This is a genomic window from Streptococcus parasanguinis, assembly GCF_016648925.1.
In the GTDB taxonomy this organism is placed as follows: domain Bacteria; phylum Bacillota; class Bacilli; order Lactobacillales; family Streptococcaceae; genus Streptococcus.
In genome coordinates this window covers 1-24,557 of the sequence record NZ_JACLQX010000002.1, presented here as the reverse complement: position 1 = coordinate 24,557, position 24,557 = coordinate 1, and the positions used below count along the sequence as shown (strand labels likewise).

The following is a 24,557-nucleotide window of genomic DNA, read 5'->3' as shown; positions in this document are numbered from 1 at the left end:
CTTCTTTCTTTATTTTTATTTGCTAGGTTTAAGATAGACTTTCTAAAATGGTTTGGTAAATGTTATCTGCAAGATCAGAACCGGTTTGGAGGAGTTTGAGTCCCTTACCGTGGTATTCTTGGACAAAGTCTTGGTCCTTGATTCCTGAAATGTTGATCAAGACATTGAGCCAAGCACCTTGAAGGCCAGCTTTAAGATTCAAAGCAGCTACCCCTAGGTCACTAGCTGCATTGGTGTTGGACTTGCCAACAGCTTCTTTGGTGGTTTCAAGCGCTTCAACGATGAGCTCCATCATAGAGAAAGGAGATACTGTTGCGTGTTTCAAAGCTTTTTGCATGGCTTCACGACGAGCAGCTTTCTCTTCTTCCGTTTCTTTTGGAAGATCAAAGACAGCTGATACGACATTGAAAGCTTCTGTATCCTTGTCAATAGCTTCTAGTAACTGGTCTTGGAGGTGAGCGCTTTTTTCGTGAACCCCTTTGATGTGGTCTTCAAATTCTGCGTATTTTTTCTTTCCAATGGTCAGTTCACAGACCATTTTTGTAAGGGAAATCCCATTCGCAGCGGATAGGGCAGCAGCAGAACCACCACCTGGAGCTGGAGCATCTGAACCAAGGACCTTGGCAAACTCTGTAATACTTAAGTCAACTAGTTTCATAGATCCCCTTTCTAACCCAACAAGTGATTTTCCAAGACTTGTTTGCTGTAGTCAAAGTCTTCTAATTGCAAGTAGTATTCAGCAGAGTCGATCAAAGCCTTAGCAGGAGCCAGTCCGATAAGTTCTGTTCCGATGATGCGAACACCGTAGCGTTGTGCTTCGAAACGAACGGTTTCCACAACACGATACAATGGGAATTGTTCCAAGTTGACCATGTTGATGGAGACTTGGGCAATGTTGCGATCTTCTAGCATGACGCCGATCGCTTTACAGTACTTGTATCCACCGCTTGATCCACGAATGATTTTAGAAATCTTATTGGCAATCTCTAGGTCGTCTGTGTCAAGGTTGATATTGAAAGCAACGAGTGGCATACGGACACCGACAGCTGTAACCCCTGCAGTTGGGTGAATCTTGCGTTCACCGTAGTCTGGCTTCCAGTCTTCTTCCAATAATTTTTCTGGCATTCCTTCAAATTGTCCTTTACGCACTTTGGCCAAGTTCTTCCGTTCTGGACGAGTTGCGGCATCTTCATAAAGGAAGATTGGAATACCCAACTCACGATTGATGCGTTCGGCCACTTTATTAGCGATCTCAACGCATTCAGCTGTAGTGATATCTTTAACCGGAACGAATGGACAAACGTCTGTTGCCCCCATACGAGGGTGTTCGCCTTCGTGCTTGGTCATATCGATGTTTTCAGAAGCGTATTTCACCAATTGGAAAGCCACTTCTTGAATGCTTTCTTCATCCCCAACGAGTGTAAAGACGCTACGGTTGTGGCTGGCATCAGACGAGTAGTCCAGCAGCGTAACACCTGGAATACTTTTTGCTGTTGCTGCTAATCCGTCGATCACAGCTTGATTGCGTCCTTCAGAGAAGTTTGGAATACACTCAACAATTTTTGCCATATGATTACCTCTTTTTATAGGAGAAGTTGGGGAGGAAGAGTCTTTGTATTTCCTCCCCTTTCTCAGTTTTTATTTTTTGATGTTAAAACAATTTTTGAACGGCTTCTTTGACCAAATCTTCATCTGCCAGATACGGAATGGTGATGTGGTCTGTTCCTGCATGGAGACGGTTGTACTCGATCGCTGTTTCAATGGCATGGTTATTCCGTGCCCAGTTCCGGCGAGCAACCCCACCCATAGTGTCCCAGGCAATGGCAGATTTAATGATTTCATCGATCCGGTGGCTACCGTCTAGAACGAGACCAAATCCACCGTTGATGGCTTTACCGATACCAGTACCACCACCGTTGTGGAGGGCAACGAGACTCATACCGCGAGCAGCGTTACCAGCGTAACATTGAACCGCCATGTCACAAGTGACGTTCGAACCATCTTTGATGTTTGATGTTTCACGGAATGGAGCATCTGTACCAGATACGTCGTGGTGGTCACGTCCGATCATGACCGGTCCGATCTTGCCTTGGCGAATGAGTTCATTGAATTTCAAAGCAATGTTGACACGGCCCATACAATCTTGATAGAGGATACGTGCTTGTGTACCAACCACCAGTTGGTTCTTTTCCGCATCGCGAATCCAGTTGTAGTTGTCGCGGTCTTGGTAGCGACGAGTTGGATCGATCGCTTCCATGGCTGCATGGTCAGTTGCAATCAAGTCTTCATGTTTACCGCTGAGGCAGACCCAACGGAATGGACCGTATCCATAGTCAAAGAGCATAGGTCCCATGATATCTTCTACATAAGATGGCCAAATGAAGCCGTCCTTGTCATCCAAGCCATTCTTAGAAATTTCCTTGATGCCAGAGTCGTAAACAGATTTCATAAAGGCATTACCGTAGTCGAAGAAGTAGGTACCTTTAGCCGTCAAAGCTTTAATCACTGCAAAGTGACGAGCCAAGGTTTCATCGACCAAGCGATGGAAGGTTTCTTTGTCTTCTGCCAACAAACGTGTCCGCTCTTCAAAGCTGATGCCAACTGGGCAATAGCCACCATCATAGACGTTGTGGCAAGAGGTTTGGTCAGACAAGAGATGAACGTGAACTTGGTGTTCATTGACATATTCGAGCAAGTCTACGATATTACCATGGTAGGCAATCGAAGTGGATTCACCAGCTTCCAGTGCTGCTTGAGCCAATTTCACAGCTTCTTCGGCGCTATCTGTCACTTGGCTAATCCAGCCTTGAGAGTGACGAGTTTCGATCCGAGAGCGGTCCACTTCTGCAACGATGGCAACCGCTTTTGCGATTTCAGCTGCTTTCCCTTGAGCTCCGCTCATTCCACCGAGACCAGATGAAATAAAGAGTTTACCGGTCAAGTCGCCGTCATCAGGCACACCGAGTTTAAGACGACCAGCATTGAGAAGGGTGTTGAAAGTACCGTGAACGATCCCTTGAGGACCGATGTACATCCAGCCACCAGCCGTCATCTGACCGTAGTTGGTTACTCCCATTTCTTCAGCGATTTCCCAGTCGCGCATATTGTCATATTCACCAATCAAGAGACCGTTAGTAATGACGACACGAGGAGCTTCTGGTTTCGATTTGAAGAGGCCTAGAGGGTGACCAGATTCAACCACCAAGGTTTGGTCTTCTGTCATAACTTCCAAGTATTTCTTAATCAAGTTGTATTGCATCCAGTTGGCACAGACAGATCCTGTTTCCCCATAAGTGACCAATTCATATGGATAAAGAGCAATTTCAAAGCTCAAGTTGTTGTCGATCATGACCTGCATAGCCTTAGCAGCTGTGCATTTTCCTTTGTACTCATCAATTGGTTTTCCATAGATGCGATCTTTTGGACGGAAGCGATAGCCATAGATCCGACCACGCGTTTTTAGTTCTTCCAGAAATTCTGGGATCAACTCTTGGTGGAATTTTTTAGGAATGTAACGCAAAGCATTTTTAAGGGCAATTTCAGTCTGAGCTTGCGTTAAGCGGAAGCCTCTATCAGGTGCACGACGGATGCCTTCTTGAAAAGTCGCCTTTTCAGGTAGGACATCAAAGTCAAGTTTGACAGACATAGCAGCTGCAATTTCTTTCTCGTCTATAAATGACATAGCAGAACCCTCCTTATAGTTGGACTGTGAATTTATATTTTCTTTATTGTATCGAAGAAACGTCAATAAAGAGTCAAAAAAAAATATAATTTTTAATAAAGCAAAAAAAAATGAGGGAAAAACTTTTTGACTTTTTTTTGACGCTTTTCCTGTAGAATTGTAAAATGAATAACAATGGAAATAGAAAGGAATGTTTCATATGTCTGCTGATATCCTATTAACCCACTTTAACCAATTGTTTTGTCCGAATGATCTGGGTCATCCTCTCTATGGCAAGGAGATGGCAGAAGCGCAAATCCTTTCCGATGCTTATATCGCTATTAAGGATGGAAAAATTCTTGCAGTTGGGACAGGTCAACCAGATCCAGAACTGATTGATGACCATACGGAAGTGAAATCCTGTGAAGGAAAAGTTGCGACTCCTGGCCTGATTGACTGCCATACCCACTTGGTCTATGGAGGCAGTCGTGAACATGAATTTGCGAAAAAATTAGCGGGTGTTTCTTACTTAGACATCCTCGCCCAAGGCGGTGGAATTCTGAGCACGGTTCGGGCGACACGGGAAGCTTCTTTTGACAATCTCTATGACAAGTCCAAACGACTGTTGGATTACATGTTGCGTCATGGGGTGACTACTGTCGAAGCCAAGAGTGGCTATGGTTTGGATTGGGAAACTGAAAAACGCCAGTTGGATGTTGTGGCTGCATTGGATCGGGATCATGAAATTGATCTGGTATCAACCTTTATGGCAGCCCATGCGATTCCCACAGAGTACAAGGGCCGTTCCCAAGAATATTTAGATCTCATTGTGGAGCAAATGCTTCCCAAAGTGAAGGAAGAAAAGCTAGCTGAGTTCTGTGATATCTTCTGTGAAAAAGGTGTCTTTACAGCAGATGAATCTCGCTATCTTCTTTCAAAGGCTAAGGAGATGGGCTTCAAGCTACGGATCCATGCCGATGAAATCGAATCCATTGGTGGTGTTGATGTGGCGGCTGAATTGGAATCTACTAGTGCAGAACACTTGATGGTGATTACCGATGAAGGCATTCAAAAATTAGCTGCAGCAAAAGTGATTGGAAATCTTTTGCCTGCTACAACCTTCAGCCTCATGGAAGATACCTATGCACCGGCTCGTAAGATGTTGGATGCTGGCATGGCCATTACCCTAACAACGGACAGCAACCCAGGGTCTTGTCCGACAGCCAATCTCCAGTTTGCCATGCATCTGGGTTGCTTCATGATGCGTCTAACTCCAGTAGAAATTCTCAATGCGGTGACCATCAATGCGGCCTATTCAGTTGATCGTGCTAAAATAATCGGCTCTTTCGATGTTGGCAAACAGGCTGACATTACCATCTTTGATGCACCAAATTTAGATTATCTCTTCTATTTCTTTGCGACAAATCTCGTGACAGATGTCTACAAGAAAGGTCAAAAAGTCATTTAACCTCCTCCATTTCATTTGGGACTTTGCTGGTTTGCAAAAATCAGCAAAGTCTTTTTTTAAAACCTATCCCTGTAGGGAATAGGACCACTTTAGTAGAAAATTAAAATTTGATGTTCAAAGAATATTTTTCTTACTTTCTAATGTACAAAAAGGGAAATTCTTGATAGAATAGAAGTAATATTGAATATTTTCTTCAATATCATCTGTTTGACTGGAAAACAGATTGTTTAAATTATTAATAAAATGAACAGGTTGTTCAACTGACCTGTCTAGAAATTGTGAGGAGACAAGATGACTGTCGATTATAACAGCAAAGCTTACTTGGATAAAGTAGACGCTTGGTGGCGTGCAGCCAACTACATTTCAGCTGCTCAAATGTACTTGAAAGATAACCCATTGTTGAAGCGCGAAGTCGTTGAAAATGACTTGAAAGCTCACCCAATCGGACACTGGGGAACTGTACCAGGGCAAAACTTTATCTATGCTCACTTGAACCGTGCCATCAACAAATACGACTTGGATATGTTCTACATTGAAGGACCAGGTCACGGTGGACAAGTAATGGTATCAAACTCATACTTAGATGGTTCTTATACTGAATTGAATCCAAATATCCCACAAAATGAAGAAGGCTTCAAACACTTGTGTAAGATCTTCTCATTCCCAGGAGGAATTGCTTCTCACGCTGCGCCTGAAACACCAGGATCTATCCACGAAGGTGGAGAACTTGGTTATGCCCTTTCTCACGCTGCAGGTGCTGTATTGGATAATCCAGATGTGATTGCTGCCACAGTTATCGGTGACGGTGAAGGTGAAACAGGTCCATTGATGGCTGGTTGGTTGTCAAATACCTTCTTGAACCCAGTCAACGATGGGGCGATCCTTCCAATCTTCTACCTCAATGGTGGGAAGATCCACAACCCAACGATCTTCGAACGCAAAACAGACGAAGAATTGGCCCTCTTCTTTGAAGGTCTTGGTTGGAAACCAATCTTTGCGAATGTCACTGCAATTTCAGAAGACCATGAAGCTGCCCACGCTTTGTTCGCTGAAAAATTGGACGAAGCAATTGAAGAAATCAAGAAAGTCCAAGCAGAAGCTCGTAAAGGTTCTGCTGAAGAAGCAACTCAACCAGTATACCCTGTCTTGATTGCTCGTATTCCTAAAGGTTGGACTGGTCCAAAAGCATGGGAAGGAACACCAATCGAGGGTGGATTCCGTGCTCACCAAGTGCCAATCCCAGTAGATGCTCACCACATGGAGCATGTCGATGCCCTTCTTTCATGGTTGGAATCTTACCATCCAGCTGAATTGTTCGACGAAACTGGTAAACTAGTTCCTGAAATTGCTGAAATTGCACCAAAAGGTGACCGTCGCATGGCGATGAACCCAATCACAAATGCTGGTGTGATCAAACCAATGAACACAGCTGATTGGAAGAAACATGCCCTTCAATTCAACACACCAGGTGAAATCATGGCTCAAGACATGATCGAATTTGGTAAGTATGCGGCAGACTTGGTAGATGCGAACCCAGATAACTTCCGTATCTTCGGTCCAGACGAAACCAAATCAAACCGTCTTCAAGAAGTCTTCACTCGTACAAGCCGTCAATGGTTAGGACGTATGAAACCTGACTACGATGAAGCCTTGAGCCCAGCTGGACGTGTCATTGACTCTCAATTGTCAGAGCACCAAGCAGAAGGTATGCTTGAAGGATATGTCTTGACAGGTCGTCATGGATTTTTCGCTTCTTACGAATCCTTCCTTCGTGTCGTGGATTCTATGATTACTCAACACTTCAAATGGTTGCGTAAGTCTAAGACACATACAACATGGCGTAAAAACTACCCAGCCTTGAACTTGATTGCAACTTCAACGGTCTTCCAACAAGACCACAATGGTTACACTCACCAAGATCCAGGTATCTTGACTCACTTGGCAGAAAAAACTCCTGAATATATCCGCGAGTACTTGCCAGCAGATACCAATAGCTTGCTTGCAGTGATGGACCAAGCCTTCAAGGGAGAAGATGTGATCAACTTGATCGTTTCTTCTAAACACCCACGTCCTCAATTCTACTCAGCAGCTGAAGCAGAAGAATTGGTTCGTGAAGGATACAAGGTGATCGATTGGGCTTCAACTGTTTCAGCAGATGAAGAACCAGATCTTGTTATTGCAGCTGCAGGTACAGAGCCAAACTTAGAAGCTCTTGCAGCCATCACAATCTTGCACAAAGCCTTCCCAGAATTGAAGATCCGCTTTGTCAACGTTATCGACATCTTGAAATTGCGTCACCCATCCGTTGATGCGCGTGGACTTTCAGATGAAGAGTTCGACAAAGTCTTCACAACTGATAAACCAGTCATCTTTGCCTTCCATGGTTATGAAGGCATGATCCGTGATATCTTCTTCAACCGTCACAACCATAACCTTCGTGTACATGGTTACCGTGAAAACGGGGATATCACCACACCATTTGATATGCGTGTGATGTCTGAGTTGGATCGCTTCCACTTGGCACAAGATGCAGCTAATGCAGCTCTTGGAGATGCAGCAAGCGCATTTGCAGCGAAGATGGATGAAACAATCGCCTTCCACCATGACTACATCCGTGAAAACGGAGACGACATTCCAGAAGTTCAAAACTGGAAATGGGAAAACGTGAATAAATAAGAAAAAGAGCCGGAGCAATCCGGCTTTTCAGATTTAAGACAAAGTCATATTAAAAACTTTCCTTAGGTGAGTACGGACGTCAGCGAACTTCTTCGAAGTTCCATGACTAATTATTGAGCCTAGGGTCTCAATAATTCCGAGTGCCTGAAACGTTATTGTTTCAGTCACTTTTCTCACAGCGGAAAGTTTCGGCATTTTTTTGAATCGATTTAAAAATTGGAACTCATTTTTATTTCTTTGCAGAATCGCTTTACTTATTTAACTTTAAAATAGTTTGTCTACATTCTAAATATCCGGAGCAATCCGGCTTTTTTTGTGATGAACAGCAAGTAACAAAAGTAAGAGGATGAGAATAGATGTTCGGAAATCAAGCGTTTTCAAATAAAATTGCAAGAGTTTCCAGGAAAATATTGAAGTAAAAACGAAAAAATAGTAAAATGGAAGAGCTGATTGCAGCAAATCAACTGTTCTGCGTTCTCCTTTTTGGAGAAGTATCCTACATTAGAAAATGGAGTATTCTATGAAGAAAAAAATTATCCTGAAAAGCAGTATCCTAGCGGTCGCTGCGGGTCTTAGTGTTTTTGCGATCAATAGCGTTTTTGCAGACGAATTGCCCGTGCAGTTTATGGGCGTCAATGACTTCCACGGTGCCTTGGAACAAACAGGGACAGCTCGTTTAGAAGGTGAAACTGTGAAAAACGCAGGAACAGCCCCACTTTTGGCAACCTATTTGAACGATTCGCAAAAAGACTTTGAAACAGAGAATGCAGGAACGCCTAATGCCAGCATCCGTGTGCAAGCGGGAGATATGGTTGGCGCTAGTCCAGCCAACTCTGCCCTCCTTCAAGATGAACCAACTGTAAAAGTCTTCAATGAAATGAACTTTGAATACGGAACTCTTGGTAATCACGAGTTTGACGAAGGACTTGGTGAATTCAACCGGATCATGAAGGGAGAAGCCCCAACACCTGGTCAATTCAATAAGATCGTCGATGAGTATCCTCATGAAGCTTCAAAACAAGAAGTTGTAATTGCCAACTTGGTTGACAAAGATACCAATAAAATCCCATTTGACTGGAAACCTTATACCATCAAAGAAATCCCAGTCAACGACAAGACCGTTAAGGTCGGATTTATCGGGGTTGTTACGACAGAATTCCCAAATCTTGTTTTGCGTAAAAATCACGAACAATACCGTGTTTTGGATGAAGCAGAATCGATTGCTAAATATGCGCGTGAATTAAATGACCAAGGTGTGCATGCTATCGCTGTCTTGGCCCACGTTGCTGCCACTAGTAAGAATGGTGTAGCAGAAGGTCCTGCTGCAGATATGATCAAAAAATTAAACCAAATCTATCCTGAAAACTCAGTGGATATCGTCTTTGCAGGTCACAACCACCAATATACAAACGGGATGGTTGGAAATACCTTGATCGTTCAAGGTACCTCTCAAGGGAAAGCTTACTCGGATGTCCGTGGGGTCCTAGATACAGATACAGCTGACTTTGTCAAAGCTCCAACTGCTAAAATTATTGCGGTGGATCCATCGAAAGGCAAAGCAAAAGATGCCAAGGTTCAAGCGATCATCGATGACGCCAATGCGACGGTTAAAAAGGTAACAGAAGCAAAAATCGGTACAGCAGACAAGGCTGAAAATATTACCCGTGAGTTGAATGCGCAAAAAGAAAGTGCTGTTGGAGATTTGGTCACAGCAGCGCAACTAGATATTGCCAAAAAATCAGGTTATCCAGATGTTGACTTTGCCTTCACCAATAATGGAGGAATCCGTGCAGACCTCGTGGTGAAACCAGACGGAACAGTCACTTGGGGTGCAGCTCAAGCGGTGCAACCATTTGGAAATATCCTTCAAGTAGTTGAAATTACTGGAGACCAAATCTACAAGGCATTGGACCAACAATATGATGAGAAAGAGCTTTACTTCTTGCAAATGGCAGGGATCAAGTACACCTATACGAAACCAGCTGATGCAACAGAAGAAAATCCATATAAGGTCGTGAAAGCTTACAAGGCAGATGGAACTGAAATTGATCGCAACAAGACCTACAAGGCGATTATCAACGACTTCTTGTATGGTGGCGGAGATGGCTTCTCAGTCTTCCGCGATACAAAATTGATCGGTGCCATTAATCCAGATACGGAAGTCTTTATCCAATACATCGAAGATGTGAATAAGGCAGGGAAGAAGTTGTCTGCTTCAATCTTGGGCAATAAGACCTTTGTGGAAAAAGTGGAAGAAGAAACACCAACTCCAGAACCACAACCACAACCTCAACCAACTCCAGAACCACAGCCAGCGCCAGTTGATCCAGTAAGTCCTGTAAATCCAGTTCATCCTGTAGCTCCAGTGTCTCCTGTTACCCCAACTCCTCAACCTGAAAGCCCAGTAAGCCCAGCTCAACCAGCTGCAAGCGAAACAAAAGAAGTGGCAACAAACAAACCAGTCGCTGTCACTTATCATACAGGTGGTCAAGCGGAAGTAGTTGCTACACCAGCAACCGGTCTTCCAAAAACAGGTCAAGAAGAATTGGCTTCAACCGTCCTTAGCCTCTTTGGCATGACCTCACTAGCTTTAGCAGGCTTTGTAGCCAGCAAAAAACGCGAAGGCTAAGTTCTTCATCCGTTAACTTACCCTAAAAAACGTCCGTTCTATAAAGAAACGGACGTTTTTGATCTTAGGCTATTTTCTCCACCCAGACACTGCGGACAAAGAAGAGGCTGATCAGAGCTAGTGCTAGAAAGGCGACTCCAAGGTAATAATAGGGTTGATCCATTGTGGTAGATCGACCAGAGAGGTTGACAATCCCTCGGTAGAGGGCTCCGGCTGTTAGCGTAGCCACTCCTGAATTCCAAAGATTGAGGCTCAGGCGAGAGAGGCCTTTCACCATCAACTGTAGAAGCACTAGTAGGGCGCCACCGATCAAAGGAATCAAGAAGAGGTAGTGCATGAAGGCAGAGGTTTCGCCAAAACTAAAGTGTTCATAGATGCGACTTCCGACAAAGAAGAAAGCTGAAATCAGAGTGTACCAGAGAATCGTTTTTTTCAACCGTTGTTTAATAGGATTAGTAACCGATGTAGACAATGTCACTCACCGCCCTTTCTGAGATAGTACCATTTGTTGTTGGTTTGTTAATGACTTGGCCATTGAAGTAAAGGGTAGAAGATCCACCCCCATCCAGGTTGTAGGCTGTTTTAACGCCATACGATTTCATCACTTCCGCTAATTGGTAGAGAGAAAGCCCTTCACTTTCTGAAGTCCGTCCGTCTGACACGACGATAATGTAGTGGTTTTCATCGATGATCCCAATCGCTGTCCGTGGGTTGGATGCCATAGATTGCCCGACCTCTGAGTTGGTATCGACGGTAATTTCTCCATTTTCAACTAAGGAAGGACCGAAAGCGAGGAGATTGACGACCCCGTCCTTGACCAATTGATCCGCAGAGATCTCATCTTCGTAGATAATTTTGAAGGATCCATCCTTGTAAATGGCTAAGTCCCCATTGCTTGAATCTTCCCGAACGGTATCTCGGTAGACCACTCCATTTCGGATGACGTATCCTGTACTGTTAGCCCCGTAATAGTCACCATTCACTGCCAGAATGGCACTGTTGTTGGCGGCTGTGACAGAGGTCTTAGCAGTCACGTTGGTTCCGTAAGTATTTTGTGCAAAGGCTGTTTTGAGGTAGTCAGATGAGCTGACTGTGATATCTGCGATGTAAACCTGGGTATTTTCAACCGTTTTTTCTGTTAGGCTCACCTGGATATTGTCATCTGAATAGCTAGTATCGGTCGTTGTAGCCGATGCAGCTGCTTTTTTGGTTGCCTTGGTGTCCGTAGTCGTAGCTTTTACAGTTTGGATGGCATCGGATAAGACAAAGGTCTTGAGCATAGAGTAGCTAAAACTGCTGGTCAAAAGAAGGCCAAAGCAGGCAGCATAGGTGTAGGATTTTTTAAAGAATTTCATGGTGGGGAGCAGTCCTTTCTTTGAAGATCACTTTTTTCTGGATCACCCATGAGACCAGAAAGAGGAGGAAGCCGACGACAATCTTACTGATCAGGAGATTGAGCCCGAAAGCAGTATAGAAGAGTCGAATCAAGAGCGTATCGAGAATAAAGAGGCCGAGGGCTAGGCCAAAGTAGCCACTTCCAGTTTTAGCGACGCTGTCTTTGTTCTTAAAGACTAGGTGCTTATTGGTCGAGTAGTTAAAGATGGAACTCGTTACACGAGCGATTCCATTCGCTAGGAGAATACGCAGACTAATGGGCACGGCCATCATCACGAAAAGGAAGAAGGCGTAGACCAGATAGTCAACGATAAAACTACTCAGAGAGGAGAGGGCAAACTTGAACATGTCCTTGTAGATCATGAGTCCATCTCGAATAGGTCGGAAATGGGAGCCTTCGTTGTCATTGATGTAGACCGTCTCGATGGGAACTTCCACGATGGGGAAGGATTTGCTTGTTGCGAGGAGCACATTCATTTCATATTCATAGCGCTGTCCTTCAACCTCAAGCATGAAAGGTAAGAGATTCGTAGTAAAAGCTCGTAAGCCCGTTTGGGTATCGCTGACCGCCACTCCGGTTTGTTGTTTGAAGAGAAAGCGAGTCAATTTATTCCCGAAAGCAGAACGCAAAGGAACTTTTCCAGAGAAGGCGCGAGCTCCTAGAATAAGTGTTCCAGGATGCTCTTGAGATTGGTTAACAACCCTGAAAATATCCCAAATTTTGTGCTGACCGTCTGCATCAGCTGTAACAATGCTTCCATAGGTGCCTCTTTCTAGGATGTAGGCATAAGCAGTCTTGAGAGCTTGCCCTTTTCCTTGGTTGTGCTCATGGGTCAGAACTGTCGCAAGACCCTCTAATTTGTCAAAAATCACTTTCTTGTCAGCGTCACTCCCATCGTCGACCACGATGATGTGGAGATCGCTCTTAGCGTGAACCAGACGAACCAGTTTGACAAGATTCAGATCCGGTTGATAGGCGGGGATGATAAGATAATTCATAATCGTTCCTCGTTTCTTGAGATTTGTTGTAGCTAGTATAAAGACTCAAGCTTAAAGCTAACTGATATCAGTTTTCTTTAAGGAAAGAGGAGAAAGAAGGGGAGGGGTTTCTTCTATAAAATGTCATTTTTTAGGACATTTCTTTCTTTTTTCTCGAAGGGGACGTCCAGAATCATTTTTTAAATCCTAAAGATAATTCTTGCCTTTGTTCGAAAAGTCTGGTATAATAGTTTCTTGTGAGTAAACCTCACTTACCCCTTGCAAAGACAGGGGGTCATTAGTCCAAAAGGAGGAACATTATCAATGGCTAAATACGAAATTCTTTATATTATTCGTCCAAACATTGAAGAAGAAGCTAAAAACGCTTTGGTAGCACGTTTCGATTCTATCTTGACTGACAACGGTGCAACTGTTGTTGAATCAAAAGATTGGGAAAAACGTCGTCTTGCATACGAAATCCAAGATTTCCGTGAAGGACTTTACCACATCGTAAACGTTGAAGCGAACGACGCTGTAGCTCTTAACGAGTTCGACCGTCTTTCAAAAATCAACGGTGACATTCTTCGTCACATGATCGTAAAAGTTGACGCGTAAGAAATCATCAGAGGTGACTTATGATTAACAATGTTGTACTTGTCGGTCGTATGACCCGTGATGCTGAACTTCGCTACACTCCAAGCAATCAAGCAGTTGCTACTTTCAGCCTAGCTGTCAACCGCAACTTCAAGAGTCAAAATGGAGAGCGCGAAGCCGATTTCATCAACTGTGTGATCTGGCGTCAGCAAGCAGAAAACTTAGCCAACTGGGCTAAGAAAGGTGCTTTGATTGGGATTACCGGTCGCATTCAAACACGTAATTACGAAAACCAGCAAGGTCAACGTGTTTATGTCACTGAAGTCGTAGCAGACAGCTTCCAACTATTGGAAAGCCGTGCAGCACGCGAAGGGCATGCAGGTGGTGGTTATTCATCAGGCAACGGTGGTTTTGCTGGAAATGCAACCCCAAGCTTTGGTGGATCTGAACCAAGCAATGCAGCGCCAAACTTTGGTCGTGAAGAAAATCCATTTGGAGCGAATCCAATGGATATCTCAGACGACGATCTTCCATTCTAAGAATGGGTTTAACGAATTAAAACTATAAAGGAGAATTAAACATGGCTCAACAACGTCGTGGCGGATTCAAACGCCGTAAAAAAGTTGATTACATCGCAGCAAACAAAATCGAATATGTCGATTACAAAGATACTGAGCTTCTTAGCCGTTTCGTTTCAGAACGTGGGAAAATCCTTCCTCGTCGTGTAACTGGAACTTCAGCGAAGAACCAACGTAAAGTAACAACAGCTATCAAACGCGCTCGCGTAATGGCTTTGATGCCTTTCGTAAACGAAGATTAAAAAAAAGACCCTAACGGGTCTTTTTTTCATGAGCTTGAAGACAAGAGAGCGAATTAAGACCCAAACGGGTCTTTTTTTCACGAGCTTGGAAATGTAAGGGCGAGTTGAGGTCCAGTGGACCTCTTTTTCACGAGCTTGAAAATAAAAAAGCGAGTAAGACCCTAACGGGTCTTTTTTTGCGAGCATAGAAATGTGATAGTGAGTTAGGTCCGTGTGAAGCTCTTTGACCTTTCTCAAGCTCTAATTATGCTATAATGATGGGGAGAAAGGTATCAAGGAGCGCAACATGAAGGAAGGTGTAATCATCAGGAGGATGATAAAGGCAGATATTGAGCACATCTCTCAAGCCTTTATCCACCAAGGGTGGCCAGGTAGAGAGGATATCTTGACTAGCTATTTTCAAGAGCAGGAGAATAGAGAGAGGGACGTATTAGTAGCTGAGTCGGATGGATTTGTGGCAGGCTATATCACTATATTGCCTGCTGCCAAGCACGGCCCTTTCGTGGGAGTCTATCCTGAACTATCTGATTTTAATGTTTTTGAACCATTTAGAAATCGAGGGATTGGGAATCAACTCTTAGAGGAGGCGGAAAAAAGAGTCTGGCTACTATCAGAGATTGTTACTTTAGGGGTTGGTTTACACTCGGGTTATGGTCCAGCTCAAAGACTGTATGTCAAACGGGGCTATATCCCAGATGGATCTGGGGTTTGGTTTAGGGATCACCCCTTGGCCCCTTACAGTTCTTGTGAAAACAATGATGACTTAGTCCTCTATTTTTCAAAAAGATTGAACAGGGAAATACAGTAAAACAAAAACGGATGAAAACTTCATCCGTTTCTTTTTAACGTCGAGTTGCGGGTGCTGTGCTCGAACTTTTAATATTAAAGCGTTTCTTGAGGTAGAAGCGAAGGACAAGCGCTAGAGCTCCTAAAACGATGGCAAAAACATCTGGAATAGTTGGGTTGAGGACTTGTGGAAGTAAGGAGGTAAAGGACAAGACGATGACCCAAAGGAACATGACTCCGACAAGAATCGGCATGGATTTCCAAAGAGAGGGACGCTCACTGCGATCTTTTGTGCCATCCATATACTGATAGAAGAAGTAGTACATGAGATACAAGAGCAGAGCCCCTGTCAAACTTCCAAGGATTAAGGTGATCAACCCATAGCCAGTACGACGCGGTGCAACCAAGTTCATAAAGGCGCTAATCGCAGCAAAGACACCAAAGATAAAGAGGAAGGAATCCAAAATCATAAGAGAGGGAGCATCGTTTAATTTCGGATGCTCTTTTTCATAGCGTTCTTTCTCGCTGAAAGAATTCGCCCAAACAGTTGGAGCTCCAAAAAGGGTCCGTGCCGGAATTCCTTTTCCTTGGTTTTCATGGATAGCTGGTAAAATTTCTTGGATGAGGCTTTCTGCTTCTTCCTCTGTCTTTCCGTTTTCAAGCAATTGGTGTTTGGCGATGCGAACGAATTCTTGATTTTTTTTACTTAATTGAGTTAAATCAAATTGAGACATAAATACTCCTTAGTGTTATTAGTAGGTGTTAGAACCATTTTTTATGAATGAGGTAGACGACGAGAGACCCGGTCAGGGCAAAAGCGATGAAAATGATGAGCCAGAAGGCGTTTGGTTCTCCATTGAGCGGTAATTCATTGTCTTTGAAGTTCATTCCGTAGGCCGAGAAAATCATGGTTGGGATGGACATGACGATGGTCACCATGGCCAAGGTCTTCATGATGTTATTCTGGTTGTTGGAGATGATTGATGCGAAAGTATCGGTCATGGAGTGTAGGATATTTCCATAAATATCCGCCATCTCAATGGCCTGCTGGGTTTCGATCAAGGTATCTTCCAGTAGATCTTCGTCTTCTAAGTATTTCTTGATGTTACTAGTGGCGCTGGTCAATTTCTTGATCACGCGCTCATTGGTTTTCAGAGAGGCCTTAAAGTAGACGATGGTTTTTTCCAACTCCATCAATTCAATCAGCTCTTCATTACGCGTTGATTTGTGCAATTGACTTTCAATTTGCTCGCTTTTGCGATCCAAGGTACGAAGCGCTGACAAGTAGAGTTCAGCGTTGCGATAGAGGATCTGAAAGATAAAGCGTGACCGCATAAAGGTATAGAAATTCCGCAAGCGTCGGTTGATAAAGATATCGAGAAGCGGCAATTTCTCCAAGCAAGTCGTGATAATAGCCTCTTCTGTCAGGATAATCCCTAGCGGAATGGTCACGTAGTAGGTCTGATTGTTCCGCTCTTCCTTGATGGGAACGTCGACGATGATCAAGGTATACTCATCTTCGATGGTCATACGGGACATTTCTTCTGCATCGAGTGGTGCCCGTAAGTCTGCAATATCGATATTAAAAGCAGAGGCGATTTCCATCGATTCACTTTGAGAAGGGTTCACAAGGTTGATCCAGCTACCGGGTTCCAGCGTCTCTATTTCTTTAAATTCAGTCGTTGTCGATAAAAAGACCTGTTTCATGGTGCCTCCCCTTGTTTTTTTACACCTTAACATTATATCAGAAAAAGGACGGTTTTGGATAAAAGAATACTAAAAAATTTGTTATAATGGAGGTTAACAAAAAGGTGATTAGAGTAAGAATATGCAAGATAAAATTGTCATTCATGGGGCACGCGCCCATAATTTAAAAAATATAGACGTGGAAATTCCACGGGACAAATTAGTCGTGGTGACGGGTTTGTCTGGATCTGGAAAGTCCAGTCTGGCCTTTGATACCCTCTATGCAGAAGGTCAGCGCCGCTACGTAGAGAGCTTATCGGCCTATGCCCGGCAGTTCTTGGGAAATATGGAAAAACCAGATGTCGACTCCATTGATGGCTTGAGTCCAGCCATTTCCATCGACCAAAAAACGACCAGTAAAAACCCCCGTTCTACAGTAGGGACGGCAACAGAGATCAATGACTACCTGCGCTTGCTCTATGCGCGTGTAGGGACGCCTTATTGTATCAATGGGCATGGAGCGATTACGGCTTCTTCGGTTGAGCAAATTGTCGATCAAGTCTTGGAATTACCAGAGCGCCAACGCCTGCAAATTCTAGCTCCTATTATTCGCAAGAAAAAAGGCCAGCACAAGAATATCATTGAAAAGGTGCAAAAAGACGGCTATGTCCGGGTGCGGGTCGATGGTGAGATCTATGATGTGACAGAGGTTCCAGAACTATCTAAAAGCAAGCAGCACACGATTGAAGTAGTTGTGGACCGAATCGTGATTAAAGAGGGCATCCGCTCGCGGCTCTTTGATTCGATTGAAGCAGCCCTTCGGATTGCGGATGGTTATGTGGTGATTGATACCATGGATGGTAAGGAACTGCTCTTTTCTGAGCATTATGCTTGTCCAGTCTGTGGCTTTACCGTTCCTGAATTAGAGCCCCGCCTCTTTTCTTTCAATGCACCTTTCGGATCTTGTCCAGACTGTGATGGGCTGGGCATTAAGCTAGAGGTGGACTTGGATTTGGTGGTGCCAGATGATCGCTTAACACTTCGTGAAGGAGCACTTGCTCCTTGGAATCCGATCTCTTCCAACTACTATCCACAGATGTTGGAGCAAGCCATGATCCATTTTGGCGTTGATATGGACCGACCTTTTTCCGATTTTTCTCAAGAAGAAAAGGACTTGGTCCTCTATGGGTCAAACGGGAAGGAATTCCACTTCCACTATGAAAATGAGTTTGGTGGGGTTCGCGATATTGAGATTCCTTTTGAAGGGGTCGTAAACAATATTCACCGTCGTTTCCGTGAGACCAATAGTGATTTCACCCGCAACCAAATGCGCTCTTATATGAACGAATTGACCTGTGCGACCTGCCATGGCTACCGTCTCAATGACCAAGCTCTCTCTGTTCGTGTCGGAGGAGAAAAGGGGATGCATATCGGGGAAGTGTCAGATCTATCAATTGCGGACCACTTAAAAGCTGTGGATCAGTTGGTTTTAACGGACAATGAAGCTACGATTGCAAGACCGATCCTAAAAGAGATTAAAGATCGCTTGACCTTCTTAAATAATGTTGGCCTCAATTACTTGACCTTGTCGCGATCAGCTGGGACCTTATCAGGTGGGGAAAGTCAGCGCATTCGTTTGGCAACCCAGATCGGTTCCAACCTCTCTGGTGTCCTTTATATCTTGGATGAGCCGTCTATAGGCCTCCATCAAAGGGACAATGACCGCCTGATTGCCAGTCTTAAGAAGATGCGCGACTTGGGCAATACTTTGATCGTCGTCGAACATGATGAAGATACCATGAGAGAGGCCGACTACCTGATCGACGTCGGCCCAGGTGCCGGTGTCTTTGGTGGAGAGATCGTTGCGGCTGGAACCCCAAAACAGGTGGCGCGCAACAGTAAATCCATCACCGGTCAATATTTGTCTGGCAAGCGTAAGATTCCGGTTCCAACAGAACGCCGTTCGGGGAATGGCCGTTCTATTGAAATTACAGGGGCCAGTGAGAACAACTTACAAGACATCACAGCTCGTTTTCCTCTGGGCAAATTCATCGCAGTCACTGGAGTTTCCGGTTCTGGAAAATCGACCTTGATCAATGGCATCTTGAAAAAAGCCATCGCTCAAAAGCTCAACCGAAATTCGGAAAAACCAGGAAAATACAAGACGATTCAGGGGATTGAGCACATCGATCGCTTGATCGACATTGATCAAAGCCCGATTGGTCGGACTCCTCGTTCTAATCCAGCGACTTATACAGGCGTCTTCGATGACATTCGCGATCTCTTTGCTCAGACCAATGAAGCCAAAATTCGGGGCTATAAAAAAGGCCGCTTTAGTTTCAATGTCAAGGGCGGGCGTTGTGAAGCCTGCTCAGGAGATGGGATCATCAAGATTGAAATGCACTTCTTGCCAGATGTCTTCGTTCCTTGTGAAGTCTGCCATGGACGTCGTTACAATAGTGAGACTCTCGAAGTCCACTACAAGGAAAAAAATATCGCAGAAGTGCTGGATATGACGGTCAACAAGGCAGTTGAATTCTTCAAGCACATTCCAAAAATTGAACGCAAACTCAAGACCATCCAGGATGTGGGCTTGGGCTATGTAACGCTGGGGCAACCAGCGACCACCCTTTCAGGTGGGGAAGCGCAGCGGATGAAGTTGGCTTCTGAATTGCACAAGCGCTCTACAGGAAAATCCTTCTATATCTTGGATGAACCAACGACCGGACTCCATACCGAAGACATTTCTCGCTTGATCAAAGTCTTAGAGCGGTTTGTGGATGATGGCAATACGGTCCTTGTGATTGAGCACAATTTGGATGTCATTAAGACAGCAGACCATATCATCGATTTAGGACCCGAAGGCGGTGTCGGTGGCGGAACCATTATTGCGACCGGAACACCAGAAGAAGTAGCAGCAAATCCTGCTAGCTACACAGGACAATATTTGAAAGGAAAATTACAATGAATCAACGGATCAGCAACTTAAGAAACAAAATGAAAGCCCAAAACCTCAAAGCGGTATTGATTAACAATTTGAAAAATGTTTATTATTTAACCAATTTCTGGGGTTCAAACGGGACCGCTTTGGTGACAGAAGAACGCGTGGTACTCTTTACAGATTCGCGCTACACCATCCATGCCCATGCGACTTGTTTCCCCTTTGTAGAGATTGTGGAAACCCGCGATGAGTTGACTGCAGCTGCAGAGATCGTTAAGGACCTTGGAATCAAAGAACTTGGTTTTGAGGATGAAGTGACGGTGGCCTACCATGCCCGCATGGCTTCTGTTTTCAGTGGTATTAGCCTTCAATCCCTAGCGAACTTTGTCATGGAATTGCGCTTGATTAAAGATGAGACCGAGATTGCGGCGATTAAAAAAGCTTGTAGCATCTCTGACCAAGCCTTCCATGATATTTTAGACTATATCAAGGTAGGGAAAACGACAGAGTTGGAAGCAGCGACTTTCCTAGATTTTAGAATGCGGGAGTTAGGAGCTTCTGGTGTATCTTTTGATATTATCTCAGCAGCTGGTGAACGCTCTGCCATGCCTCATGCGACTCCAAGTGATCGGGTCATTTCAGCAGGAGATGCCTTGACCCTTGATTTTGGTTGCTTGTATAATCACTATGTTAGCGATATGACACGGACAATCTATGCAGGACATGTCAGCGACAAGGAAAGAGAGATTTACGAAACCGTTTTGAAAGCCAATCAAGCCTTGATTGATGCTGCTAAAGATGGACTTGGCTTCCGTGATTTTGATAAAATCCCACGTGATGTGATCGAGGCAGCCGGCTATGGTCAATACTTTACTCATGGAATCGGTCATGGAATTGGGCTAGATATCCACGAAGAACCATACTTCAGCCAAACGTCTAAAGAAGCGATTCAAGCAGGTATGGTCTTAACAGATGAGCCAGGTATTTATATCGAAGGTCTCTCTGGCGTGCGGATCGAAGATGACCTCTTGATTACAGAAACTGGCTGTGAAGTCTTGACTCTTGCTCCTAAAGAATTGATTGTCCTATAAAATAGACAGTATTTTCTTAACCCCTGTGTAACAAACAAAGATAAGAAATGAGGCCTATGAAAAAACGAATTTTAGTATTGGGAATTCTTCTAGTAGCCCTTCTATTTGCATTTGCTCCTTCTGCTCATGCTGGTGTCGGCAATACGCATAGTGGTGGTAGTAGCACTATTCATTCTGGCGGTGGTGGTGGTAGTAGCTGGTCTGGAGGGGGAAGTAGCTGGTCTGGTGGCAGTAGCTGGTCTGGTGGATCCAGTAGCTACAGTTCTAGTTCTGGATCAGACTCTGGTGGGGCGGTAGCAGTTGTCGCCATCATTGGATTGATTGGATTTGTCTATAATATTGCAAAAGAGGCTAATGAGAGTGATGATTCGTCCTATTCAAATAGTGGTCCAAAACGGACAACCGAAGAACGGGCTGGTCGACCAATTGAGAACAACTATGAAGCGATTCGTCGCATCCGTAAACTGGATCCAATGTTTGATGAAGACCGCTTCTTGTCGCAAGTTAAGCTGGTTTATCTTCAATTGCAGTCTGCCTGGACAGAAAAAGATTGGAATTCCGTGCGGAATCTAGAAAGTACGAGTCTTTATGAGCAACACTTGACGCAGTTGCAAGAGCATATTCGCGCCAAAACAACCAATGTTCTTGAGCGCGTGCGTGTGGAAGATTCGAAGATCAAAGACTTTATCGAAAATCCAGATGGTAATGACCGCATCGAAGTCATTCTGTCATCGACAATGAGAGATTACATCCGAAATGATGAAACGGGTCGTGTGATCGAAGGGGATCCAACCAAAGATCTCTTTACTGTTTACCGCATGGTCTTCCTCCGTGAACATGGAGCGCAGACAGAGATCATTAAGAATTCAGAAGTCGTTAGTGATCATTGTCCGAACTGTGGTGCGCCATTGACGATTGATTCAATCGACAAGTGTGAATATTGCCAAGCATCCTTGAAGCACAATCCAAAAGATTGGGTCTTGGATGTCTACGAAGTTGTGGATGAAATTGAATTCTACAGATAGGAGAATGTATGGGATTTATTAAAGCAGCCCTTTCAGCGGGCATTTCAAGTTTTCAAGATAGTAAATTTAAGGAAGCCATTACCTTGCCGGAAGCTGTTCCAGCAACAGCTTTGGCCATTAAGGGACAGCTCTTGACCAAAGATCCAGATGGGCGCTCTCGTCAGAGCAACCAAAATACAGGTCTATTGACAGATGGCTCTGTTGTCATCGTTCCCCAAGGATATGTTGCTCTCTTGGTCAATAATGGAACGTTTCTAGGAGACCTTCTAGAAGCAGGGAGCCACGAATGGCAAGCCGGTGAAAATGCCTGGTTGTTTGAAAAGGGTGGTGTGAAAGGAACGTGGGATCAGTTCAAGAATCGTTTCTCATTTGGAGGCCAAGTGGTCACCCAACAAGAAATTATTTTTGTGCGGATGCAACCTTTTACAGGAAATAAATTTGGCACTCAAAATCCAGTCGAGTATTTTAGCGACCGTTACCAACAACTTCTTAGTATTCGTTTTTATGGTCTTTATGATGTTAAAGTAGCAGATCCTGTACTCTTTTACATCAGTGCAGTCAGTCGTCAAATCACTACAGATAAGCCATTTACCTTGGAAGATGTGGCTCAGGGAACCTTACGCCAAAACCTGGCTCCAAAAATTGCAGTGGCCATTTCAAAATATACAGCAGAAAATAAGGCGGACATTTACAATATCAATGCGGACCAAGATGTCTTCAATGAAGTTGCAAAACGCGAAGTCAACAAAACTTGGACAGAATTATATGGTATCGAATTAACCAATGTCCTCATCGAAGATTTGAGCTACGATGCAGACAGTATGGCCAAGGTCAATAAACTGGACAGTGAATTGGCAGCGATGAAGTACAATACCATTGAAATCGAAGAACGTCGTGCTCGCAATGAAGCCTTGGTCGCAGCTGCTAAAAATGAAGGTGGTAATGGCATGAACATGATCATGGGGATGAACTTGGGTCAAGCCCTTGGCAATGACCTTCAAAAACAAGCCTCTCCAGCTCAAGACAAGCCTCATACCTTCTACATTGAAGTAGATGGAAAGTATGTCCATGTCACCAAAGATGCGGATGGCAATATTGTGCCTGTGGATCAATAAGGAATTGTGAAGATGGAGTTGGAGATGTAGAGATTCGAAGGACTCGTTTCTGCAATCTCTCTCCGCCTTCTAGCCTTCCTAAAAAGGGAAAATTGCTGTTTGAGAAAAATCAAATAGTGTGTTACAATAAAGAGTAATCTATTTTTAATAAAGAGGTAATAAAACATGATCGAAGCAAGTAAATTGAAAGCTGGTATGACTTTTGAAACAGCTGACGGAAAATTAATCCGCGTTTTGGAAGCTAGCCACCACAAACCAGGTAAAGGAAATACTATCATGCGTATGAAATTGCGTGATGTCCGTACTGGTTCAACATTTGATACAAGCTACCGTCCAGAAGAAAAATTTGAACAAGCGATTATCGAAACTGTTCCAGCTCAATACTTGTACAAAATGGATGATACAGCTTACTTCATGAACACAGAAACATATGACCAATATGAAATTCCAGTTGTGAACGTAGAACAAGAATTGCTTTACATCCTTGAAAACTCAGAAGTAAAAATTCAATTCTACGGAAGCGAAGTAATCGGTGTAACAGTTCCTACAACTGTTGAATTGACTGTTGCAGAAACTCAACCATCTATCAAAGGTGCTACTGTGACAGGTTCTGGTAAACCAGCTACAATGGAAACTGGCCTTGTGGTAAACGTTCCAGACTTCATCGAAGCAGGACAAAAATTGATTATCAATACAGCTGAAGGAACTTACGTTTCTCGTGCATAAGAGACATCTCAGGGTGTCAAATAGAAAGGAACTTCTATGGCAACTGAACAATTTGGTGACATCGTTATTGCACCACGTGTATTAGAAAAAATTATTGCGATTGCGACAGCAAAAGTCGAGGGTGTCTATTCGCTTGAAAATAAGAGTGTTTCAGATAGCTTATCCAAACGCTCACTTGGACGTGGCGTCTACCTTCATACAGAAGAAGATGGTCAAGTTTCAGTAGACATCTATCTCTATTTAGAATACGGAGTGGCTGTACCATCTGTCGCTGTAGCCATTCAAAAAGCGGTCAAGTCTGCAGTTTATGATATGGCAGATGTAACCTTGGATGCTGTCAACATTCACGTTGTTGGTATCGCAACGGAAAAATCTCCAAAACCAGACTTGAAAGATTTGTTTAATGAGGACTTCCTCAATGACTGATGAAATTTTATTAGAATCACGTCGAGATTTGCGTGAGCGCGCCTTCCAAGCCTTGATGGCCTTGGAATACGATGGAGACATTGTTGAAGCTTGTCGTTTTGCTTATCTACATGATAAGGACCTAGCAGAAGACAAAGAAGTCGATCTTCCTGCCTTTCTCATGAATCTCGTGACGGGTGTCTACCAATCCAAAGATCAACTGGACCAGCAAATCGGTCAACATTTGAAAACCGGCTGGACTGTTGAGCGCTTGACCTTGGTAGAGAAAAACATCCTTCGTCTGGGAATTTACGAAATGACAGAGTTTGATACACCACAGATCGTCGCAGTCAATGAAGCGGTGGAATTGGCCAAGGCCTTTTCAGATGAAACCTCTTCACGATTTGTCAACGGTGTCCTCAGTCAATTTGTGACAGAAGAATAAGTAAAAAGAGCCTACTGGCTCTTTTTTTGGTAAAAAAATATGAGAGTGGGACAGAAATCGGTAATTCGTTAGAATTCGATTTCGTCGTCCCACCTCCGCACAGTTGAGTAGGGCTG

Annotated in this window: 22 protein-coding genes; 14 read left to right on the top strand and 8 right to left on the bottom strand. The window is 44.0% G+C overall.

Annotation, left to right across the window (positions count from 1 at the left end; genetic code table 11):
• Nucleotides 1-28: 28 nt before the first annotated feature.
• The 3 genes from H7T97_RS00965 to H7T97_RS00955 all read right to left on the bottom strand — a co-directional run bounded on the left by H7T97_RS00965 (nucleotide 29) and on the right by H7T97_RS00955 (nucleotide 3,682).
• The gene (locus tag H7T97_RS00965) at nucleotides 29-658 is read right to left on the bottom strand and encodes a cyclodeaminase/cyclohydrolase family protein (protein WP_003018741.1); all 630 of its coding nucleotides are present in this window, start codon (nucleotides 656-658) and stop codon (nucleotides 29-31) included.
• 11 nt (nucleotides 659-669) lie between these two features.
• Nucleotides 670-1,569: a glutamate formimidoyltransferase gene (gene ftcD, locus H7T97_RS00960; protein ID WP_003008641.1), complete on the bottom strand. Its 900-nt coding sequence runs from the start codon at nucleotides 1,567-1,569 to the stop codon at nucleotides 670-672.
• An 82-nt stretch (nucleotides 1,570-1,651) separates the two neighbouring features.
• Nucleotides 1,652-3,682: a urocanate hydratase gene (locus tag H7T97_RS00955; protein WP_003005205.1), complete on the bottom strand. Its 2,031-nt coding sequence runs from the start codon at nucleotides 3,680-3,682 to the stop codon at nucleotides 1,652-1,654.
• Nucleotides 3,683-3,881: 199 nt separating this feature from the next.
• On the opposite strand from H7T97_RS00955, the gene hutI reads away from it, so the two are divergent.
• The 3 genes from hutI to H7T97_RS00940 all read left to right on the top strand — a co-directional run bounded on the left by hutI (nucleotide 3,882) and on the right by H7T97_RS00940 (nucleotide 10,434).
• On the top strand, nucleotides 3,882-5,129 hold the full coding sequence (gene hutI, locus H7T97_RS00950; RefSeq protein WP_201089004.1) for an imidazolonepropionase: 1,248 nt from the start codon (nucleotides 3,882-3,884) through the stop codon (nucleotides 5,127-5,129).
• A gap of 291 nt (nucleotides 5,130-5,420) precedes the next feature.
• On the top strand, nucleotides 5,421-7,805 hold the full coding sequence (locus H7T97_RS00945; protein WP_201089002.1) for a phosphoketolase family protein: 2,385 nt from the start codon (nucleotides 5,421-5,423) through the stop codon (nucleotides 7,803-7,805).
• 520 nt (nucleotides 7,806-8,325) lie between these two features.
• The gene (locus H7T97_RS00940; protein WP_195424388.1) at nucleotides 8,326-10,434 is read left to right on the top strand and encodes a surface-anchored 5'-nucleotidase; all 2,109 of its coding nucleotides are present in this window, start codon (nucleotides 8,326-8,328) and stop codon (nucleotides 10,432-10,434) included.
• A gap of 64 nt (nucleotides 10,435-10,498) precedes the next feature.
• Here H7T97_RS00940 and H7T97_RS00935 read toward each other — a convergent pair whose 3' ends face one another.
• The 3 genes from H7T97_RS00935 to H7T97_RS00925 are packed head-to-tail and all read right to left on the bottom strand — an operon-like array spanning nucleotide 10,499 to nucleotide 12,828.
• Nucleotides 10,499-10,906, bottom strand: a complete 408-nt coding sequence (locus tag H7T97_RS00935; protein WP_201089093.1) for a hypothetical protein — start codon at nucleotides 10,904-10,906, stop codon at nucleotides 10,499-10,501.
• A complete protein-coding gene (locus H7T97_RS00930; protein WP_049471842.1) occupies nucleotides 10,887-11,789 on the bottom strand; it encodes a phosphodiester glycosidase family protein in 903 nt (300 codons plus the stop codon). The genes H7T97_RS00935 and H7T97_RS00930 overlap by 20 nt, the downstream gene beginning before the upstream one ends.
• Complete coding sequence (locus tag H7T97_RS00925) at nucleotides 11,776-12,828, bottom strand: bifunctional glycosyltransferase family 2/GtrA family protein (RefSeq protein WP_201089000.1); 1,053 nt, start codon at nucleotides 12,826-12,828, stop codon at nucleotides 11,776-11,778. The genes H7T97_RS00930 and H7T97_RS00925 overlap by 14 nt, the downstream gene beginning before the upstream one ends.
• 303 nt (nucleotides 12,829-13,131) lie before the next feature.
• Here H7T97_RS00925 and rpsF point away from each other — a divergent pair, with 303 nt between their 5' ends.
• From rpsF to H7T97_RS00905, 4 genes are all read left to right on the top strand, one after another.
• Nucleotides 13,132-13,422 (top strand): 30S ribosomal protein S6, encoded by a 291-nt coding sequence (rpsF, locus tag H7T97_RS00920; protein WP_003005040.1) that lies wholly within the window; start codon nucleotides 13,132-13,134, stop codon nucleotides 13,420-13,422.
• Nucleotides 13,423-13,442: 20 nt separating this feature from the next.
• On the top strand, nucleotides 13,443-13,940 hold the full coding sequence (locus H7T97_RS00915) for a single-stranded DNA-binding protein (RefSeq protein WP_003008622.1): 498 nt from the start codon (nucleotides 13,443-13,445) through the stop codon (nucleotides 13,938-13,940).
• A 41-nt stretch (nucleotides 13,941-13,981) separates the two neighbouring features.
• Nucleotides 13,982-14,221, top strand: coding sequence for a 30S ribosomal protein S18 (gene rpsR / locus H7T97_RS00910; protein ID WP_000068664.1), 240 nt, complete (start codon nucleotides 13,982-13,984; stop codon nucleotides 14,219-14,221).
• Between the two features lie 286 nt (nucleotides 14,222-14,507).
• Complete coding sequence (locus tag H7T97_RS00905; protein WP_049471839.1) at nucleotides 14,508-15,029, top strand: GNAT family N-acetyltransferase; 522 nt, start codon at nucleotides 14,508-14,510, stop codon at nucleotides 15,027-15,029.
• A 34-nt stretch (nucleotides 15,030-15,063) separates the two neighbouring features.
• Here the strand turns inward: H7T97_RS00905 and H7T97_RS00900 are convergent, their stop codons facing one another.
• Both H7T97_RS00900 and H7T97_RS00895 read right to left on the bottom strand, forming a co-directional pair.
• Complete coding sequence (locus H7T97_RS00900; protein ID WP_195424399.1) at nucleotides 15,064-15,741, bottom strand: DUF1129 domain-containing protein; 678 nt, start codon at nucleotides 15,739-15,741, stop codon at nucleotides 15,064-15,066.
• Nucleotides 15,742-15,769: 28 nt separating this feature from the next.
• The gene (locus H7T97_RS00895; protein WP_031576884.1) at nucleotides 15,770-16,714 is read right to left on the bottom strand and encodes a magnesium transporter CorA family protein; all 945 of its coding nucleotides are present in this window, start codon (nucleotides 16,712-16,714) and stop codon (nucleotides 15,770-15,772) included.
• Between the two features lie 121 nt (nucleotides 16,715-16,835).
• On the opposite strand from H7T97_RS00895, the gene uvrA reads away from it, so the two are divergent.
• The 7 genes from uvrA (at nucleotide 16,836) to nusB (ending at nucleotide 24,441) form a co-directional block, all read left to right on the top strand.
• The gene (gene uvrA, locus H7T97_RS00890; RefSeq protein ID WP_201088998.1) at nucleotides 16,836-19,661 is read left to right on the top strand and encodes an excinuclease ABC subunit UvrA; all 2,826 of its coding nucleotides are present in this window, start codon (nucleotides 16,836-16,838) and stop codon (nucleotides 19,659-19,661) included.
• Nucleotides 19,658-20,725, top strand: coding sequence for a M24 family metallopeptidase (locus H7T97_RS00885; RefSeq protein ID WP_049482983.1), 1,068 nt, complete (start codon nucleotides 19,658-19,660; stop codon nucleotides 20,723-20,725). Before uvrA ends, H7T97_RS00885 begins: the two co-directional genes overlap by 4 nt.
• A gap of 56 nt (nucleotides 20,726-20,781) precedes the next feature.
• Nucleotides 20,782-21,750: a TIM44-like domain-containing protein gene (locus tag H7T97_RS00880; RefSeq protein WP_155199891.1), complete on the top strand. Its 969-nt coding sequence runs from the start codon at nucleotides 20,782-20,784 to the stop codon at nucleotides 21,748-21,750.
• Nucleotides 21,751-21,758: 8 nt separating this feature from the next.
• Nucleotides 21,759-22,865 (top strand): SPFH domain-containing protein, encoded by a 1,107-nt coding sequence (locus tag H7T97_RS00875; protein WP_061590914.1) that lies wholly within the window; start codon nucleotides 21,759-21,761, stop codon nucleotides 22,863-22,865.
• 165 nt (nucleotides 22,866-23,030) lie between these two features.
• Nucleotides 23,031-23,591, top strand: a complete 561-nt coding sequence (efp, locus tag H7T97_RS00870) for an elongation factor P (protein WP_023919007.1) — start codon at nucleotides 23,031-23,033, stop codon at nucleotides 23,589-23,591.
• A 36-nt stretch (nucleotides 23,592-23,627) separates the two neighbouring features.
• Nucleotides 23,628-24,017: an Asp23/Gls24 family envelope stress response protein gene (locus H7T97_RS00865; RefSeq protein ID WP_003005404.1), complete on the top strand. Its 390-nt coding sequence runs from the start codon at nucleotides 23,628-23,630 to the stop codon at nucleotides 24,015-24,017.
• Entirely contained in the window at nucleotides 24,010-24,441 is a 432-nt protein-coding gene (nusB, locus tag H7T97_RS00860; RefSeq protein WP_003008602.1) for a transcription antitermination factor NusB, read from the top strand. Before H7T97_RS00865 ends, nusB begins: the two co-directional genes overlap by 8 nt.
• The last annotated feature ends 116 nt before the right edge of the window (nucleotides 24,442-24,557 follow it).

Coding starts and splice junctions, on each gene's coding strand:
- uvrA (WP_201088998.1), top strand. CDS start 16,836: ATGCAAGATAAAATTGTCATTCATGGGGCACGCGCCCATAATTTAAAA.
- H7T97_RS00895 (WP_031576884.1), bottom strand. CDS start 16,714: ATGAAACAGGTCTTTTTATCGACAACGACTGAATTTAAAGAAATAGAG.
- H7T97_RS00900 (WP_195424399.1), bottom strand. CDS start 15,741: ATGTCTCAATTTGATTTAACTCAATTAAGTAAAAAAAATCAAGAATTC.
- H7T97_RS00905 (WP_049471839.1), top strand. CDS start 14,508: ATGAAGGAAGGTGTAATCATCAGGAGGATGATAAAGGCAGATATTGAG.
- H7T97_RS00925 (WP_201089000.1), bottom strand. CDS start 12,828: ATGAATTATCTTATCATCCCCGCCTATCAACCGGATCTGAATCTTGTC.
- rpsR (WP_000068664.1), top strand. CDS start 13,982: ATGGCTCAACAACGTCGTGGCGGATTCAAACGCCGTAAAAAAGTTGAT.
- H7T97_RS00880 (WP_155199891.1), top strand. CDS start 20,782: ATGAAAAAACGAATTTTAGTATTGGGAATTCTTCTAGTAGCCCTTCTA.
- H7T97_RS00945 (WP_201089002.1), top strand. CDS start 5,421: ATGACTGTCGATTATAACAGCAAAGCTTACTTGGATAAAGTAGACGCT.
- H7T97_RS00875 (WP_061590914.1), top strand. CDS start 21,759: ATGGGATTTATTAAAGCAGCCCTTTCAGCGGGCATTTCAAGTTTTCAA.
- H7T97_RS00955 (WP_003005205.1), bottom strand. CDS start 3,682: ATGTCATTTATAGACGAGAAAGAAATTGCAGCTGCTATGTCTGTCAAA.
- H7T97_RS00915 (WP_003008622.1), top strand. CDS start 13,443: ATGATTAACAATGTTGTACTTGTCGGTCGTATGACCCGTGATGCTGAA.
- H7T97_RS00965 (WP_003018741.1), bottom strand. CDS start 658: ATGAAACTAGTTGACTTAAGTATTACAGAGTTTGCCAAGGTCCTTGGT.
- efp (WP_023919007.1), top strand. CDS start 23,031: ATGATCGAAGCAAGTAAATTGAAAGCTGGTATGACTTTTGAAACAGCT.
- H7T97_RS00865 (WP_003005404.1), top strand. CDS start 23,628: ATGGCAACTGAACAATTTGGTGACATCGTTATTGCACCACGTGTATTA.
- nusB (WP_003008602.1), top strand. CDS start 24,010: ATGACTGATGAAATTTTATTAGAATCACGTCGAGATTTGCGTGAGCGC.
- H7T97_RS00885 (WP_049482983.1), top strand. CDS start 19,658: ATGAATCAACGGATCAGCAACTTAAGAAACAAAATGAAAGCCCAAAAC.
- H7T97_RS00940 (WP_195424388.1), top strand. CDS start 8,326: ATGAAGAAAAAAATTATCCTGAAAAGCAGTATCCTAGCGGTCGCTGCG.
- H7T97_RS00930 (WP_049471842.1), bottom strand. CDS start 11,789: ATGAAATTCTTTAAAAAATCCTACACCTATGCTGCCTGCTTTGGCCTT.
- hutI (WP_201089004.1), top strand. CDS start 3,882: ATGTCTGCTGATATCCTATTAACCCACTTTAACCAATTGTTTTGTCCG.
- ftcD (WP_003008641.1), bottom strand. CDS start 1,569: ATGGCAAAAATTGTTGAGTGTATTCCAAACTTCTCTGAAGGACGCAAT.
- rpsF (WP_003005040.1), top strand. CDS start 13,132: ATGGCTAAATACGAAATTCTTTATATTATTCGTCCAAACATTGAAGAA.